The 17,965-nt window shown below is 47.3% G+C and carries 13 protein-coding genes; 11 read left to right on the top strand and 2 right to left on the bottom strand.

Annotation, left to right across the window (positions count from 1 at the left end; translation table 11 throughout):
* The first annotated feature begins 36 nt into the window (after positions 1-36).
* The 3 genes from ABIE50_RS11540 to ABIE50_RS11530 all read left to right on the top strand — a co-directional run bounded on the left by ABIE50_RS11540 (position 37) and on the right by ABIE50_RS11530 (position 4,659).
* Positions 37-2,094 carry a CBM96 family carbohydrate-binding protein gene (locus tag ABIE50_RS11540; RefSeq protein ID WP_209861490.1) on the top strand — a complete coding sequence of 686 codons (2,058 nt, stop codon included), beginning with the start codon at positions 37-39 and terminating at the stop codon, positions 2,092-2,094.
* 90 nt (positions 2,095-2,184) lie between these two features.
* The gene (locus ABIE50_RS11535) at positions 2,185-4,242 is read left to right on the top strand and encodes a glycoside hydrolase family 2 protein (protein WP_209861492.1); all 2,058 of its coding nucleotides are present in this window, start codon (positions 2,185-2,187) and stop codon (positions 4,240-4,242) included.
* A gap of 165 nt (positions 4,243-4,407) precedes the next feature.
* The gene (locus ABIE50_RS11530) at positions 4,408-4,659 is read left to right on the top strand and encodes a transposase (protein WP_209861611.1); all 252 of its coding nucleotides are present in this window, start codon (positions 4,408-4,410) and stop codon (positions 4,657-4,659) included.
* 35 nt (positions 4,660-4,694) lie between these two features.
* On the opposite strand, the gene ABIE50_RS11525 is transcribed toward ABIE50_RS11530, so the two are convergent.
* The gene (locus ABIE50_RS11525; RefSeq protein ID WP_354027972.1) at positions 4,695-5,879 is read right to left on the bottom strand and encodes an epoxide hydrolase family protein; all 1,185 of its coding nucleotides are present in this window, start codon (positions 5,877-5,879) and stop codon (positions 4,695-4,697) included.
* A 293-nt stretch (positions 5,880-6,172) separates the two neighbouring features.
* Entirely contained in the window at positions 6,173-7,450 is a 1,278-nt protein-coding gene (locus ABIE50_RS11520; RefSeq protein ID WP_209861494.1) for an NAD(P)/FAD-dependent oxidoreductase, read from the bottom strand.
* 287 nt (positions 7,451-7,737) lie between these two features.
* On the opposite strand from ABIE50_RS11520, the gene ABIE50_RS11515 reads away from it, so the two are divergent.
* From ABIE50_RS11515 to ABIE50_RS11480, 8 genes are all read left to right on the top strand, one after another.
* On the top strand, positions 7,738-7,971 hold the full coding sequence (locus tag ABIE50_RS11515; protein ID WP_209861496.1) for a hypothetical protein: 234 nt from the start codon (positions 7,738-7,740) through the stop codon (positions 7,969-7,971).
* A 60-nt stretch (positions 7,972-8,031) separates the two neighbouring features.
* Positions 8,032-8,616, top strand: a complete 585-nt coding sequence (locus tag ABIE50_RS11510; RefSeq protein WP_209861498.1) for a TetR/AcrR family transcriptional regulator — start codon at positions 8,032-8,034, stop codon at positions 8,614-8,616.
* Positions 8,617-8,668: 52 nt separating this feature from the next.
* Complete coding sequence (locus ABIE50_RS11505) at positions 8,669-9,406, top strand: SDR family oxidoreductase (protein WP_209861500.1); 738 nt, start codon at positions 8,669-8,671, stop codon at positions 9,404-9,406.
* A 46-nt stretch (positions 9,407-9,452) separates the two neighbouring features.
* The gene (locus ABIE50_RS11500; protein WP_209861502.1) at positions 9,453-10,991 is read left to right on the top strand and encodes a DHA2 family efflux MFS transporter permease subunit; all 1,539 of its coding nucleotides are present in this window, start codon (positions 9,453-9,455) and stop codon (positions 10,989-10,991) included.
* A 67-nt stretch (positions 10,992-11,058) separates the two neighbouring features.
* On the top strand, positions 11,059-12,273 hold the full coding sequence (locus ABIE50_RS11495) for a macrolide family glycosyltransferase (protein ID WP_209861504.1): 1,215 nt from the start codon (positions 11,059-11,061) through the stop codon (positions 12,271-12,273).
* Positions 12,274-12,451: 178 nt separating this feature from the next.
* Complete coding sequence (locus tag ABIE50_RS11490; protein ID WP_209861506.1) at positions 12,452-13,051, top strand: sigma-70 family RNA polymerase sigma factor; 600 nt, start codon at positions 12,452-12,454, stop codon at positions 13,049-13,051.
* Positions 13,052-13,173: 122 nt separating this feature from the next.
* Entirely contained in the window at positions 13,174-14,373 is a 1,200-nt protein-coding gene (locus ABIE50_RS11485) for a FecR family protein (RefSeq protein WP_209861508.1), read from the top strand.
* 260 nt (positions 14,374-14,633) lie between these two features.
* Positions 14,634-17,960: a TonB-dependent receptor gene (locus ABIE50_RS11480; RefSeq protein ID WP_209861511.1), complete on the top strand. Its 3,327-nt coding sequence runs from the start codon at positions 14,634-14,636 to the stop codon at positions 17,958-17,960.
* The last annotated feature ends 5 nt before the right edge of the window (positions 17,961-17,965 follow it).

The following is a 17,965-nucleotide window of genomic DNA, read 5'->3' as shown; positions in this document are numbered from 1 at the left end:
ATTCCATCCTCTTTTTTAACCAAATAAATTCCAACGATGAAAAAAAATGTATCGATCCTTACAGCAGCCTGCGTTTGCCTGTTTGCCTGTTCCAAAAATAAGGGACTACAACAGCTGGTAACCGGCAAATCCGCCGCCATGGCAACCAGCGCTGTTGGGACTACCTACTATGTTGATCCCGCCGGCAGCGATACCAATGCCGGTACCAGCACTACTGCCGCCTGGAAAACAGTAGCGAAAGTTAACACCATGACATTTTCTCCCGGGGATAAGATCCTCTTTAAAAGCGGTGGCGTATGGAATGATACACTGCATCCGAAAGGTTCCGGCAGCGCTGGCGCTCCAATCGTCATCGACAAATACGGCGGCACTACCTTGCCGTTGATCAATGGGGGTGGTCGGGTAAATGGCTCCGTCACCCTGCTGCTGGATAAGGTAAACTGGTGGACAGTGAACAATCTTGAAATCACCAACACCGTACCTACCGGTGTAACCTACGCCGCCACCGGCATCCGGGTGAATGGAGGCACAGCTAGTACAGATCCTGTCAACACCAACATCACCATCAGCAACTGTTATGTACACAATGTCAACTCAGCTACGGTGAAGCAGACCAACTACGTCAAAGGCAGCGGCGGCATCATCATCAACGACAGGCTGAGCGATGTACTGGTACAAAGCTGCCATATCGCTAATTGCGCCGTAGAAGGCCTACGCACCGCGGGCCCTACAGATGGACTAAAGAATATCATCTTCGACAACAACTTTATCGAAAGTATTTATGGCGATGGTATTGTGATGGCGTCCGTAAGTGGTGGCAGCAAAGTAACCAACAACACCGTGTACAAAGCCTGCATGACGAACGATCGCAACTTCGCCGGCATCTGGACCGTTGGCAGCAGGGGCACGCTGGTAGCGCATAACGAAGTATACGGCTTAACCGGCGGCGGCCCCAACGATGGCGAAGCCTTTGATGCCGATGGCTACACTCCCGAAACCACCACAGACGGCGATATTTTTGAGTACAACTATACCCACGACAATAACGGCGGCTTCATGCTGTTTATGAAGTATTCCAAAAACATCACTGTACGTTACAATGTAAGTGTAAACGATATCGGTACAGCCGGCCCCTACACCAAGAAACTTTTCTGGTTTCAAAAATCTGATAACAACAACCGGCAGATCTATAACAACGTATTCTATATCAAAAATCCTGCGAACAGCCTGATTGTCGGCAACGCAATGGCCACTTTCTCCAACAATATCATCTATACCACTTCCACCATCGGGAATATTTCCAACGTTACACTTGATACAGACATGAAGTTTTACAACAACTGCCTGTATCCTTCCAGCGTGTTCTCCAAAGCCAGCTGGGGTACAGCTGTGCTGACCAACAATTTCCATGACAACCCGCTATTCCTGAACCCAGCCAGTGGTACAGGTTTCAGCGTGGCAAACGGTTACAATGTTTCAGATACTTCCCGTTGCAGGAATAATGGCATACTGGTGAGCAACAACGGCGGACAGGATTTCGCGGGCAACGCATTACCCGGCAGCAACCCGGATGTAGGCGCTTTCCAGCATGCGATTGTATCCCAGGCAGGCAGCACCCTGGCGGATTCCCATGTACGCGACGGCAGCTATGCAGGCGCCAACTATGGTACAGATACATTGCTGACAGTTAAGGCAGATGCCGCCTCTTATGCACGCAAAGCCTATCTCAAATTCAGTTTCAACCAGGTAGGCACACGCAGCGTAAGCAAGGCAACACTGAATATCCATTGCGCCAGGACGCTTATTCCCAATGTGGTGAATATTTACAGCACCGCCAATAAAACCTGGACGGAAAACAGCATCACCTGGAATAATGCGCCTATGGACACTACCCTGGCCGGCAAGGTAACCATCAGCGCTCCCGGCGTTTACAATATAGACGTGACCAGCGCAGTGAACCGCGAGTTGCAAAATGGCAGCAAAACAGTATCTCTGCTGATGCTCAATACCGGTGCATTTAACTCCAACGGCGATATGATGTTTAACAGCAAAGATGCCAGCAATAATAAACCAACACTGCTGTTACAGTATTAATACAATTTCCATTTAGATTGCCTGCTCCGGGGAGCAGGCAATCTATCTCACATCCACGTATACAAGCATTTCAACCCAGGTCGATAGTTCATGAAAAGAAAACTAATTCCGGCTTTAACCACCTGTTTATTAACGATCGTATTCCATGTATTTGGGGCAGATACACGCACCATCCTAAACCTGGATGCCGGGTGGAACTTTCATTTTTCGTACGATATCAGAAAGAATGCACCATTGCAACAGGTAACCTTGCCGCATACCTGGAACGCCACAGATGTAATGAAGGGGGAATTGCAGTATTACCGTGGTACCGGCATCTATAACCGCCAGCTGGCGTATAATCCGGAGTGGAAAAACAAAAGGGTATTCCTCTATTTCGAAGGCGCCAACTCCGTTGCGGATGTACTGGTGAACAATAAATTTGTAACCGCACACAAAGGAGGTTATACCGCCTTTTGTGCAGAAATAACCGGTTATCTGAATAGCAGCGCAAACAACGCCATCACCGTGCAGGTAAGCAATGCTGCAAGAATGGATGTATTGCCATTGTCCGGCGACTTCAATGTATTTGGTGGCCTCCACCGTTCTGTATGGCTGATAGTAACCAATCAAAACTGTATAACGCCGCTGGATTATGCCTCACCGGGAGTGTATATCCGTCCTGCACACGCAGACAGCGCATTAGCTAATGTAAACGTACAAACGAAATTATCCCTTCTGCAACCCGGGCATCAGCTGGAAGTACGTACCATCATTAAAGACGCCACTCAAACCATCGTGGCAGAACACACCGCTTCGGCGGGCAATGAGCAATCTGTTGAGCAAACATTACAAATTACACAGCCGCACTTTTGGAGTGGCCGCCGCGATCCTTACCTGTACCAGGTTACCGTACAACTATATCAGGATCATCAACTGGTGGATGAAGTGATACAACCACTGGGGTTACGTACTTTTAAGATAGATGCCAATACCGGATTTACATTAAATGGCAGCCACCTGGACCTCCACGGCTTCGGGATGCATGAAGATGTAAAAGGCCGCGGTTCTGCACTGCTGCCTGCGGATCGCCGGGCAAGTATGGACCTCATCCTGGAGTCCGGCGCCACCGCCATGCGCCTCACCCACTATCCCCACGGCAATTACTTCTATCAGCTGGCAGATAGCAGCGGTATTATTGTATGGACAGAAATCCCACTGGTAGGCCCGGGCGGCTACACCGGTACCGGGTTTATCAACTCGCCCGAACTGAAGGCGCAAGCACGGCAGCTGCTCACAGAAATGATCAGGCAACAATACAATCATCCTTCCATTCTGTTCTGGGGCCTGTTTAATGAACTGAAACTGGACTACGATGATCCGGCGCCATACCTCGCCGAACTACAGGCATTGGCGAAGAAAGAAGATTCCTCCAGGATCATCACCTGTGCCACCTTCCTGGATTCCGATTATTTCAATACCGTCAGCGACGTGATTGCCTGGAATAAATACTATGGCTGGTATGGCGGCACATTCAGCGATATAGGCGCCTGGGCGGACGCCATGCACAGGAAGTTTCCCGGCAAACCAATTGGTGTGAGCGAATACGGCGCAGGCGCAAATATCCAACAACACCAGGAAGTGCTCAAAGCACCGGATGCCAGCGGCAATTTCCATCCGGAAGAGTGGCAAACGGCCTACCACGAAGCCAACTGGCAACAACTGAACGCCCGGCCATTTGTGTGGGGAAAGTTTGTGTGGGTGCTCTCGGATTTTAGTTCTGCCATCAGAATGGAGGGTAACGTTAACGGGCTAAACGATAAGGGGCTTGTTACCTACGACCGCAAAACAAAAAAAGACGCATTTTATTTCTATAAGGCCAACTGGAGCAAAGCACCAATGCTCTATCTCACAGAGAAGCGTGCGGCACAGCGCACTACCACTAATATTACTGTCAAGGCCTATACGAATGCATACCATGCTACCTTGTATATTAATGGAAAACAAATCAGCACGGCCCCCCGGGATGCAATAGGACGCGTGATCTGGGAAAATGTAAAACTACAGCCCGGCAAAAATAAAATAGTTGTACAGGCCGCCATTAGCGGCATCCAGTTGCAGGATAGCTGCATCAGAACAGTGAACAATGTTTTAAAAAGGGTAAAGTAAAATGATGACCTTAGCGAACAGTGAACAATATCACAATCTGAGTCAACCAATTATTTTTTCTGATTTTTTAAAATTTAAACGTTGCGAAAAAATGAAACCTTTATTGTTCTTTGTTGCCACCTGTACGGTTGCGTTATTCTTCTCCGCCTATCAAGATGAGCTTTTATTAATGATGTATTCATATCGCTGGAGGTAAAGGCTGACAAACGATTAAATACAAAACGGGGCGTTGAGAAAAGGAAAAGACGATGCTTTGATGTTGAACCCGTTTTTGCCAATATTAAACACAACCACCAGTTTAATCGCTTCATGCTGCGTGGAATAGATAAAGTAACTGTAGAAATGGGGTTATTAGCCCTCACTCAGAACAAATTAAGATTCCAGTTCCGGGCATTAAAAAGGACAAGCCGCTCTTAGCCGCCTGTCCTTTTTCAATTCCGGGTTATATCTCCTCACTTCACTACATTACGCTTAAAAAAACCATCCACCTCCTTCGCCCACAACTCCGGCAATTCCAATGCTGCAAAGTGGCCACCTTTTTCCATCACCGTAAACTGTTTCACGTTAGCTCTCCTTTCCGCCCATTCCTTTGGGGTTGGAGCATCGCCGGGGAATATGGCTACTCCCGTGGGCGTATTCACTTTCTGGCCGGAAGCCAGCTGCTGAAAGGCCCCAACAGCATACGTACGCATAGATGAATTGATGGTTTGGCTCACCCAGTAGATCATAACGTTGGTAAGCAATTCATCTTTTGTGAAATGATCTTCAATAGTACCATCGGGTGTGCTCCATCCTTTGAACTTCTCAATGATCCAGGAAGCAAGACCTACAGGAGAATCGTTTAATCCAAAAGCCTGCGTTTGGGGCTTGGTGGCATGCAGCATGGCGTATGCCCCTTCTGTGAACCACCATTTCTGGATGATCTGTCCAAATTCCTGTTCGGCTTTGGACATCGTGCTCCAGTCTTCCGAACCGTTTGGAAACCCAACATCCGACAGGTGAATCGCTGCTACATTTTCAGGATACAAATTGGCGATAGACCTGCCAATATTGCTGCCCACATCCCCTCCTGCTACCAGGAAGCTTTTGTAGCCAAGCACATCTTTCATCAGCGTAGCAAAAATTTTCGCAGAGCCATCGTCCGTCATGGCTACATGACTGGAAAAACCGAAGCCTGGAATGGAAGGCACCACGATGTCATAATCTCCTGTTAATAAAGGAATCACTTTGTGATAGCGGTAAAAGCAATCGGGCCAGCCATGCAGGAGTAACAGGGGCCTGGCATTTGGATTTTTACTTTTGATGTGCTCGAAGTGAATGGTTGTCCCGTCTATTTCTACAGTAAATTGCGGGATGGCGTTGAGAGCGGCTTCCTGTTTACGCCAGTCGTAACCATTTTGCCAGTAGGCAACCAGGCTTTTGAGAAATACGGGGTCTGTGCCATATTTCCAGCCAATGTTGTCGGGCGCATCAGGCCAGCGGGTTTGGCGGAGCCGGTTTTGGAGATCGTCCAGTACAGTTTGCTGTACGTCAATTTTGAAGGGCTTTACAGTGTACATATAGGTTTTTGTTTTAGGTTGTCCAATGGCAGATACTGTTATAACAGCTATCGTTAAAAAAAAGATGATCTGTTTCATAGTTTTTCTGTTTGATGAAACAAATATCCAAACGGGTTGTGACAGCTGTATGTCAGTTGTAAACCGGCTTCCAAAAATAAATAATTCGTGCTTTAAAAGTACAGGGGAAATATACCTGACAGCGCTGCCCGTAACCCTTACTGGTGGGGATTATAGCTATACTCACTTCAAATATCCGTCAACCAATATGACATATAGTAATGGTATTACCAGTGGTTATTGTCAGTAAATACAGCCGTGTTTACGGGTATATACAGGCGTTATCTTCATTAGCTGGTTATTAAACCGGCAGGTTAAAGGATCTCATCCTTTTTCAGCGGTCTTAATATTAAACGGAGCGACTGGTCTTTCGTAAAATAGGCTACTATCCAGTTATACAATGTTTTGAAACGGTTGCCATAACTCACCAGGAAAGTGAGGTGGATAAAAAGCCAGATAAACCAGGCGATAAATCCTTTGAAGTGAAGCTCGGGTTTGGGAATATCTGCTACTGCTTTATTGCGGCCTATAATGGCCATGTTGCCTTTATCAAAATAACGGAAAGGTTTACGGGCCCGGGATCTCGCAATTGCCACAAAATTCTCCCCCAGCCGCGTGCCTTGCTGTATGGCCACCTGGGCCAGTTGCGGATGCCCGTTGGGGAATGCAGGATCAGTAGTTTGCAGGCTGATGTCGCCTATCGCGAAAACATCTTTCAGTCCCTTTACTTCATTAAACTCATCTACCACCAGTCTTTTTCCCTTGCCATAACATTCCGCCGGAATGCCTTCTATAGCAGGAGCTGTTACACCTGCCGCCCATACCACTGTTTTGGTGGCAATGGTTTCCCCGTTGGAAAAGATCACCGTATCATTTACATAATCTTTTACCTGCATGCCCAGCTTTATTTCCACCCCCATTTTGAGAAGGGCATTATACGCATCCTGTTGCGACTGATCACTCATGGCGGCCAGTACTTTCTGAAGACCATCTACCAGGTAAATATGCGATTCATATCCTTTGCCGGCTATTTCAGGATAATCTTTTGGTACCACTTCTTTTTTCAGCTCCGCCAGCAGGCCGGATACTTCCACGCCGGTGGGCCCTCCACCCACCACTACAATGGTGAGCAGTTTTGTTCTTTCTTCCGGGTTGGTGGTAAGCGCCGCCTTTTCCATGATCTGCAGAAAGTGATTCCTGAGCTCCAGTGCATCGTTCACTGTTTTCATGGGCTTTGCGTAACGCTGTACATTTTCCATCCCAAAATAATTGGTGGCGGTACCATAAGCAAGCACCAGGTAATCATAGGAAAGAGTGGTAGTGGAAAGCACCACTTTTTTTTCTTCCGGTATTACCTTCAGGAATTCGCCGATCACGAAACGTGCATTTTTATTTTTACGCAACAATTTCCTGAAAGGGTAACTGATATCCGTGGGGTCCAGGAACGCCATCGACACCTGGTATACCAGCGGTGGAAAATAATTATAATTATTCCGGTCAACCAGCGTAACCATAAATTCTTCTTTGCGGGCCAGTTTTCTTACCAGGTTAATTCCTGCAAATCCACCGCCGATAACAACAATATGTTTCATAATATGATCTTTGTTGTAAAAAAGTGAGAGGCAATTTTGTTGCCGTATTGCCAGCCGGCTCATCTTTTTGCCTGTTTATGGCAGATAACAGTTTTGGAAGATGATTTGTTCCGTCTGCTTCACGGAAGGCAGGTTCCTTTAGATGTGCATTGTGCATTCATGTGCCCGGAAATTAATTGTCAGTTTGAAGATTAATAAATAAGCATCCTTGTTCTTTATTTACAATAGGGAGAGCAGGAAAAAGCTGTTGACCCTGCGCCTCAATCTCTGGATAAATTTCACGTTATATGATATGCCTGTCTCCGCAGCTTCCACTGCACAGGACACGGGCCCATAAAGCCGCTCCGTTTTACCATGGTACAGTTCACTGGCGCTGCACGATGTGGCAGATCAGGAACGGTTTGCCGGAAAGTATACGTTGCCTGGCTACCGGCGGCAGCTTTGTGCTTTCTGCAGAACATCCTGTATTTACAGCTATTGCTGCACAGGCCCTGTTATACAACGGCTTCCCCTTTTCCTAAAATTTATTTTTAATTTTGTACCGAATGGTATATTTTTGTACTGTCAAAAGAAAGAGGGTTATGAATAAGGCAGAAAAAACAAGACAGTTTATTGTGAAGATGACGGCCCCTGTTTTTAATGAGAAGGGCTACACCGGCACTTCTCTGAATGATATGACCAATGCCACAGGGTTAACAAAGGGCAGTATTTATGGCAACTTCGCCAACAAAGACGAGGTGGCCCTGGCCTGTTTTGATTTTAACCTGAAAAAAGTGGGTACTATTATCCGGCAGGAAATGGATAAAAAAGATACCTGCAGGGATAAGCTGCTGGTATATGTACATGTGTACCAGAACTTCCTGAAACACCCGTTTCCTGCAGGCGGATGTCCTATTCTCAATACAGCTATCGAGGCAGACGACACCCATCCCCTGCTGAAACAGAAAGCAGCGGATGCTGTCATTGCCTGGAAAGGGCTCATTGCCGGCCTGATCGAAAAAGGCATAGCGGCGGGAGAATTCAGTGAAGATGTGAACAGTGAGCAGGTGGCACTCACCATGATTGCCACTATTGAAGGATGTATCATGATTGCCAAGCTGACCGGTAAAATAAATTACCGTAACAGTATTATGCAGTCTGTGGAAAAAATGATCAACGAATTGTAAGTCAATTTTTTTCTTTATAAATATACCAATCGGTATATAAAAACAAAATGAAATGAAAACAACAGGAAACACTGTACTTATTACCGGCGGAAGCGCGGGTATCGGACTGGAAATAGCGAAGCAATTATCCAGGGAGGGTAACCAGGTGATCGTTACCGGCAGGGATGCCGCACGACTGGAAAAGGCCGTTCAGCAGTTACCCGGTGTAAGGGGTATTGTAAGCGATGTAACCAGCGATAAGGCGGTAACGCAGCTGGTGGCCACCTTACAGGAAGAATACCCTTCTTTGAATATCCTGGTCAACAACGCAGGCCGCGCTTTTGCCTATGAGCTGTCGGAAAACGCCAATGCAGCAGGAAAAGCGGCAGAAGAAATGGATACCAACTTTTTTGCGGTGCTGCGTCTTACCGAAAAACTGCTGCCCATACTTAACAGGCAGCCGGAAGCCGCTATCGTGAATGTTACTTCCATTGTAGCTTTTGCACCCAGCGCAGGGATAGCCACTTACTCCGCCACCAAAGCCGCCCTGCGTTCCTATACACAGTCGCTGCGGGTTACATTTCCCAAACTGCACATCTTTGAACTGATGCCTCCCCTGGTAAATACCGATTTCTCCCAGGAAATAGGCGGCGCCAACGGCATCCCGCCTGCACAGGTGGCTGCTGAGCTACTGGCTGCACTCGGCAAAAATGAATATGAGATCCGTGTAGGCGATACAGAACAGATCTATCAGTTATCGCGCACCTCAGCAGCAGCTGCCCTGGAAGCAATGAACAGCAGGGAGAAGTAAAAAAATTTATACCTGAATATACCAACCGGTATATTAAATAACAGCAATGAAACGTACAGTACTGATCCTGGCGGTGATCACAGCGGCTATCATGGAACTGATAGATACCTCCATCGTAAATGTAGCCTTATCACATATGAGCGGCAACCTTGGCTCCACGCTGGAAGATACCTCCTGGGTCATTACTGCCTACGCCATTGCCAACGTGATCATCATTCCCATTACCGGCTTCCTGGCGGGAAAACTTGGCCGGCGCAATTATTATATAGGCTCTATAATAGCTTTTACTTTTTTTTCATTGATGTGCGGACAGGCCACCAACATCTGGATGCTGGTGGTATTCCGCTTCCTGCAGGGTATTGGCGGCGGTGCATTGCTATCCGTATCACAGGTGATCATTTTTGAATTATTCCCCAAGGAAAAACAGAATGTAGCCAGTGCACTCTTTGGCATAGGCGTGTTTATTGGTCCCACTATCGGGCCTACATTAGGTGGTTATATCACTGAATTCTATTCATGGCCCTGGATCTTTTACATCAATGTGCCCATAGGTATCACAGTGGCTTCACTTTGCTATATACTGCTGAAAGAGCCTGCCCAGGCGCCGCCGGGCAAGCGTATCGACTGGACCGGTATCCTGCTGCTGGCCGTTGGCGTGAGCGCATTGCAAACAGTGCTGGAAAGAGGAGAAACCGACGACTGGTTTGAAGCTGCCTATATTACCTGGCTGTCTGTCATCGCTGGGTTTGCACTTCTAATATTTGTGTGGTGGGAACTACGGATCAAAGAGCCCGTGGTAAATCTTCGCGTGCTGAAAAGCAGGAACCTGAGCATTGCAGCCATCCTGACATTTGTTTCCGGTATGGGTATTTTCAGTTCCGTATTTCTTACGCCGGTATTTGCACAACGGCTGCTCAACTTCACACCGCTGCAAACAGGTATGTTATTGCTGCCCGGCGCCTGTCTTGCTATAGGCGGGCTGATCATCTCCGCGCGATTGCTGCAGCGTGGAGTATCGCCGGTGTTCCTTATTGTGGCAGGAATGGGGCTGTTTATTCTATTCAGCTGGCAGATGTCGGCCCTCAACCAGGATGCCGGTGCTGCTGCCATTACCACTTCCCTCATCTGGAGGGGCGTAGGGCTGGCGCTGGTTACAGTGCCGCTTACCACACTGGCCGTATCTTCCCTTGCGCCGGCAGATATCCCGCAGGGAGCCGCCTTAAATAATATGATGCGGCAACTGGGCGGCTCGTTTGGTATTGCTATGGTGAATACCTACCTGGCCAACCGGAATGCCCAACACCGGATGGACCTGGTAAGTAATCTCGCTACCGATAATCCCGCTGTAACAAACCGGTTAAACAGCTACGCCCATTACTTTGCCGGCAAAGGCGCTACTGCAACGGATGCACATCATAAAGCACTGAAGCTGCTGGATAGCTCGGTGATAAAACAAAGCACCCTGCTGAGCTTCAGCGATGCATTCCTGCTGGTAGGTCTTATATTCCTTGCGGCATTGCCATTGCTGTTAATGGCATCTGCAAAAAAGAAAAAAACAGCCAACGTGATCGTAATGGATCACTGATGTTTTATCTTCTCTTAAAATAAAAGAACAGCCCGATCGTCTTACTGTATAATCAATACAATAAGATATGTCAAAAGTGCTTTTCTTCGGCATTCCATCACATGGACATGTAAATCCTACTTTAGGCCTGGTATCAGAACTGGTAAAACAGGGAGAGGAAATTTTATATTTTTCTTCGGAAGATTTTAAAGATAAAATTGAAGCGGCGGGCGCGGAATTTATCCCGTACCAGGAAGATATGGACATCTTCAACATGAAAACGGATAACCGGCCGCAAAACGGCGCAGCGGGCCCTGTACGGCCATTGCAACGGATCATTGCATCTGCTGATAAAATTATAGCCGGCATCTTATCCCAGATACAGGGACGGAAATTCGATTATATTATTCACTCCGCACCCTTTCCTTTTATAAAGGTAATAGCTCCCCTGCTGAAGCTTCCTACCGTATCTTCCCATGCTGTATTTGCCGGGCTTAGGCAATTCCTGAAGGAAGACAATACCACCGGGCATAAACCATTTCCCGGTATGCAGGAGCTGATGAACAGTTACGCACATGTGATGCAAAACATCAGTGATACCTATTCAGTACAGATGCCCACTAATTTCATGCAGCTTATTTTTAATAAGGGAGATATCAATCTCGTATATACTTCCAGGTATTTTGCACCCGATGCAGACGATTTTGACAGCAGCTTTAAGTTTGTAGGGCCGCCTGTTTCCGGCAGGAAAGAAAATATGGATTTTCCTTTTGAACAACTGGATGGTAAACGCGTGATCTATATTTCCCTGGGCACAGTGTTCAGCAACTATAATGAAGACCTGTACCGTCTTTTCTTTAAAAGTTTTGCAGACATGGACGCGGTGATCGTGATGGCTGCCTACCAGGTGAACCTGTCCCAGCTGGATATACCGGGTAATTTTATTGTGAGAAACTATGTACCGCAATCCGCGCTTCTAAAATATACCGATGCAGCCATTACCCATGCAGGCATGAACAGCATCAGCGACCTGATATTCAGCAATACCCCCTTTGTAGCGATACCACTTGGAGCAGATCAGCCCCTGCTGGCGAAAAGAGCAGAAGAACTGGGCGCCACCATTTCACTGGATGCACAAAACCTCACTCCTGAATTATTAAAACAATCAATAGAGAAAGTATTGAATGATCCTGCTTACCGGGAGAATATTAAAAAGATCAGTGATTCATTCAGGGAAGCCGGTGGCTATCCAAAAGCAGTGGAAGAGATCTTCCGGTTTAAAAAAGAAAAGGGTATAATATAATAAGCGGCTTTTATTGCTGTAATTTTTCACCTATGGTTGCGGATCCCGGAGGGTACCGCTAAATTTTCGTACTTTGCAACATACATCTTTATCGATTACACCGGCCTGTTCATCTATTTCATTACCTGGTGAACAGAGATTGCCTGATATTTAATTTTAAGGGAACTGGATTTAACGGATGAATAATGACACAGGACATGAAACTGCACTTTTCCACCGGATTGCGGAGGGGGATGAATCTGCATTTGAAGCATTGTTCCACCTGTATGTTCCTAAGATCAGGCCGGTAATTGCCCGTATCATACAGGTCGAAGGCCCCGAGAAAGATATTATACAGGAAATATTCCTGGGCATCTGGCTAAGCCGTGAAAAGCTGCCGGAAGTAATGGTTCCCCACAACTGGATCTTTAAAATGGTGTACCACCGCTGTTACAGCTGGTTACAGAAACAGGGTGTACGTGACAAGGCCAGCAGGGCTATCACACAGGAAAGCACCGCTCATTCCAATTTTACCGAAGAAAATATTGCTTTTTCAGAAACTGCGCTGCTGGTAAAGCAGGCCATTCTCCAGTTGCCGCCCCAGGCGCAAAAGATCTACCTGCTTAGCCGGGAGAAAGGTCTTAAAATTGCGGAAATTGCCTCTGAGCTGAAGCTCTCTCCCCAAACCGTTAAAAATTCACTGGTCCGTTCCCTCAGGTTCATCCGGGAATACCTTACAGGTAAAGGTATTATCCTGCCTATGATCCTCCTCGGGTGGGGTGTTTTATATTTTTTTTAACTTTTTTCTGAAAGACATAGGTACTCTTTGCCTGCTAACGGTACGTATAAGCAGGGGGCTTCCTGTAACCAGGCAGTTCCACGTTAAATCAACTGAATTCCGAATGCTTTAAAACGAGGCCGTTGTCCACATCAGAAAGACTTACATACTTATTGGAACAGGTACGGCTACGCCGGGCCACCTCTGCGGAGTACAGGGAACTGTTACAACTGATCAGCAGTGATGAGCAGGGGGAAATAGTGAGGCTGCTGGATACCTGGCATGGCGCCGGAACCACAGAAAGCGCCGCCGGTACGGAGTACGACCACGCCTACTGGCAGCAGGCAGTAAAAGAAATACTCGATGCCGATAATTCTGCACGGCAACCTGTAATGTTGCCTGTTAAAAACCGTATCTATTTCCTGCAGCGTTATTGGTGGGCTGCCGCCTGTATCATCCTCTTAACCGCAGGCGCTTATTATTTATCCAAACAAACAAGGCAACCGGCTGTGGCAGTCGCGGCTCCTGTAAAAGATATAGCGCCGGGTGGTAACAGGGCCGTGCTTACCCTTTCCGATGGTAGCCAGATCACGCTCGACAGTGCCGGTAACGGCGTACTGGCCCAACAGGGCAATACCCGGATCACCAAGCTGAGCAACGGGCAACTGGCCTACAGCGGATCCGGTAACCCCGAAGGGAAAATACTTCATAATACCATGAGCACCCCGCCGGGCGGGCAATACCAGCTGATTTTACCAGACGGCACCGGCGTATGGCTGAATGCCGCTTCTTCCATCAGCTATCCCACTGCCTTTACCGGCAATGAAAGAAGTGTAACCGTTACCGGTGAAGCTTACTTTGAGGTGGTAAAAAATGAAAAAATGCCTTTCAGGGTAAAAGCAGGCAATACCACGATTGACGTACTGGGCACACATTTCAATATTAACGCATATAAAGATGAAGCCAGCATTAATACCACCTTGCTTGAAGGCGCTGTGCGGGTGAACATTGCACAGCAGCAGCAACAGCTCAGGCCGGGGCAACAGGCCAGGGTAATGGCAAACGGAGCATCGATACAGGTAGTGGACCACGCCGATATTTCTGAAGTGATTGCCTGGAAAGCAGGTTTCTTTTCTTTTAATGATGCAGACCTTCCCGCTGTTATGCGCCAGTTATCACGCTGGTACAATGTGGAAGTAACATATGAAGGCAGGATCCCCCAAAGGGTATTTACCGGGGAAATAGGCCGGAACCTCACCTTATCACAGGTATTAAAAGGGCTTACAAAAACACGTATCAAATACAGGATAGAGAATGGTAACAGGATCGTGATCCAACCATAGTTATGAACAATGAAAAAATAAGGACAATGAAAAGACCAAAGCTATTGCCAGCGGCGCACCATGCGCATTGAATAAAAAACCGGGGCTGAGATTGGCGTCCTACCCCGGCTATAGTTCAATTTCATCAACAAACAAGTCGGTAAACATTATTTATTAATTCAACCAAACATTGCAAAAGTATGCAACTTAAGGCTATTTGTAATTCCGGTACCCGCAGATATTGGAAATTTGCGGGGCTCTCAACCAAAACACTGTTAGTTATGAAGCTAACTTCATTTATGCTGCTCATTGCCGCCCTACAGGTAAGTGCAGCAGGCAGCGCCCAAACGGTGACCTACTCCGCCAGGGAGGTGAGTCTCCAGAAAGCGTTGAATGTGATCAAAGCACAAACAGGCTATGTTTTCTTTTATGATAAGGAGGATCTGAAAAACAGTACCCCTGTTTCAGTGAACATAAAGAACGCATCCCTGCAGGCAGCCATGGAAGCGGTACTACAAAAGCAACCGCTCAGCTTCGAGATCCAGGGCAATACTATCTTTATTACAAAGAACGAGAAACCGGCTGCAGCGCCGGCAGCTACCCCACCTCCACCGGCTGTTACCGGAAAGGTGACAGATGATGCCGGAGCGCCTGTTCCCGGTGTTTCCATCGTAATAAAAGGTACACAGAAAGGCGCCGTTTCAGGCCCGGATGGTACTTTCCAGCTTACAAACGTGCCCGATAATGCAGTGCTGGTGGTAACCAGTATCGGCTATATCACCAAAGAAATTCCCGTAGCAGGAAAAACAGTGATCAATATTTCGCTGGCTCCCGATGTAAGCGCGCTGAAACAGTTTGTGGTAGTGGGTTACGGCACACAGAAAAAAGCTAACCTTACCGGTTCCGTTACTTCTATCGGCACAGAACAACTTACCAACAGGCCGGTAACCAGCCTGGGCAACGCCCTGCAGGGTACCATGCCAGGCATCACCGTTACAGCAGCCAACAGCGGCCAGCCAGGCAACGACGCTGCCAAGATCCGTATCAGGGGTATTGGTACCTTAAACAACGCCGACCCGGTAATTGTGATAGATGGCGTGGTGACCAACCTGAGCGGGCTTAACAACATTAACCCGGACGATATCGCTACCATGTCTGTGCTGAAAGATGCAGCATCTGCAGCCATTTACGGTTCCCGCGCAGCCAACGGAGTTATCCTCATCACCACCAAGCAAGGCCGTAAAGGCCCGCCGCAGGTGGTTTACAACGGATATGTAGGTAAACAGAATGCCACAGGCTTACCCGACTTTTTACCTTCCTGGCAGGCAGCTACACTATACAACCAGGCGCTGAGCAATGAAGGTAAAACTGCCCGCTGGACAGATGCGGAGATCCAGAAATTCAAAGATGGCTCAGATCCGTTCAACTATCCCAATACCGACTGGCTCGACCTGTTTTACCAGGGTAACGGCTTACAACAGAATCACTATGTAGGTGTTTCCGGCGGCAGCGACAATACCCAGTATGCTTTCTCCTTAGGTTTATTTGACCAGAATGGCCTTATGGAAAAAACAAATGCCAAACGCTACACCAGCAGGCTGAACATCACTTCCCAGATTAATGAGAAAGTAAAAGTGATCGGTAATATCGCCTTTACTTCCTCCGGCAGAAATGAGCCCAGCAACCCTTACACGGGCGATTTCACACAGCTGGTAAGACAGATCAACCGCATCTCCCCTACCATTCCTTACAAATATGAAAATGGCTACTATGGCTATATTTCCGATGGCAGCCCCATGGCATGGCTGGAAGGAAACAGCCTGAGTAAATATAATAACTACGACCTGGTAGGTAATGTAGGCGCAGACTGGGAAATTGTAAAAGGATTGCATTTCAAACCTTCCCTTGCCTATGTGATGAAGATCAGTCATAACAAGAAGTTCATTGCCGATCAGCAGTATTATGATGCAGCCGGCAATAAAACATTTTACCAGGGGCCAACCTCTGTAACAGATGAAAATACCTTTGCCAATACTGTTACACAACAGGCATTGCTGGATTACACCAAATCATTCAGTAAACATAATTTCAAAATACTGGGCGGTTACTCTCAGGAACTGACCAAATTCAGCTTTGACGACGGCTACCGGAAAGGCTTCCTGAACAACCAGCTTACTGATGTAAACCTTGGCTCAACAGATGGACAGAAAACCAGTGGCTACTCTTATCAGCTGGCCCTCCAATCATATTTTGGCCGGTTGAACTATGATTTCGACGGTAAATACCTGTTTGAAGCAAATCTCCGTTACGATGGTTCCTCCCGTTTTGCACCAGGCAACCGCTGGGGTTTATTTCCCTCCTTCTCCGCCGGATGGAATTTAGACAGGGAAGATTTCTTTACGCCTTTAAAAAAATATATATCCAATCTTAAAATAAGAGGCTCATGGGGCCAGCTGGGTAACCAGAACATCACAGGTTTCGATGACACCAAATACCCCAGCGCGCCTTATTATCCATGGATAGCCACTGTTAACGGAAGCCAGAACTATACATTCGGAGGTACTGCAGCAGCCATTGCTGCCGGTGTAGTACCAGTAAATGGAGCCAATGAAAAAATCAAATGGGAAAGCACAACAGAAACAAGTATAGGTATTGACGCAGGCTTTCTGGACGGAAACTTAAATTTTACCGCAGATTATTTCTATAAACCCACACATGACATCCTGCTGCCGGTACCGGTTGGTGCAGTATATGGCCTGAACGCGCCTGTTCAAAATGCGGGTTCCGTACTCAACAAAGGCTGGGAATTTGCACTCAGCTACGCAGGCAATGCAGGCGAATTCAAATACAATGTTTCTGCTAATGCAGCCTTTATTAAGAATGAAGTAACCGACCTTCACGGTACAGGGCCGATTATTGACGGCTACACCTTTAGACAGGTAGGTTATCCGATCAACTCCCTGTATGGATATGAGGCCGACGGCATTTTCCAATCGGCCGATGAAGTGGCCAAATCACCTTACCAGACCAACAGAACAGCTCCAGGCGATCTGAAATATAAAGACAAGGACGGCAACGATACCATCAACAGCGCCGATAAAGTGTACCTGGGAAACTATTTTCCTAAAGTAACCTTTGGCTTTAACCTTGGCGGCTCCTGGAAAAACTTTGACCTCAATATCTTCCTGCAGGGCGCTGCCGGTGTGAAAACATACATTGATGCCGGTAAACTGGGCAGTGTAAGCTCCTCCGCGGGCAAACCCACTTCTGCTTTACTGGATACCTGGACACCTGAAAACACCTCCGCTGCTTTACCGCGCATCTGGAGCGGCTTTACGCAAAATGATCCCAGCGGCACGCCTTCTTCCTTCTGGGTAAAGGACGGCTCTTACCTGCGGCTTAAAAACCTGCAGGTTGGTTACACACTACCGGAAAGAGTGATAAAAAGAATTGGTCTCAGTAAAGTACGCTTCTACTATAGCGGTCAGAATATACTCACCTTCGACGGGTTGTATAAATGGATAGATCCGGAAGCATCCATTACCAGCAGTATTTACTACTACCCACAGGTGAAAGCGCACACGTTTGGCGTAAATGTTAGTTTTTAACGAAA

The sequence above is a fragment of the Chitinophaga sp. OAE865 genome, from assembly GCF_040546735.1.
GTDB classification, from domain to species: Bacteria; Bacteroidota; Bacteroidia; order Chitinophagales; family Chitinophagaceae; genus Chitinophaga; species Chitinophaga polysaccharea_A.
The sequence above is the reverse complement of the archived record's forward strand: the minus strand, read 5'-3'. Positions and strand labels throughout refer to the sequence as shown.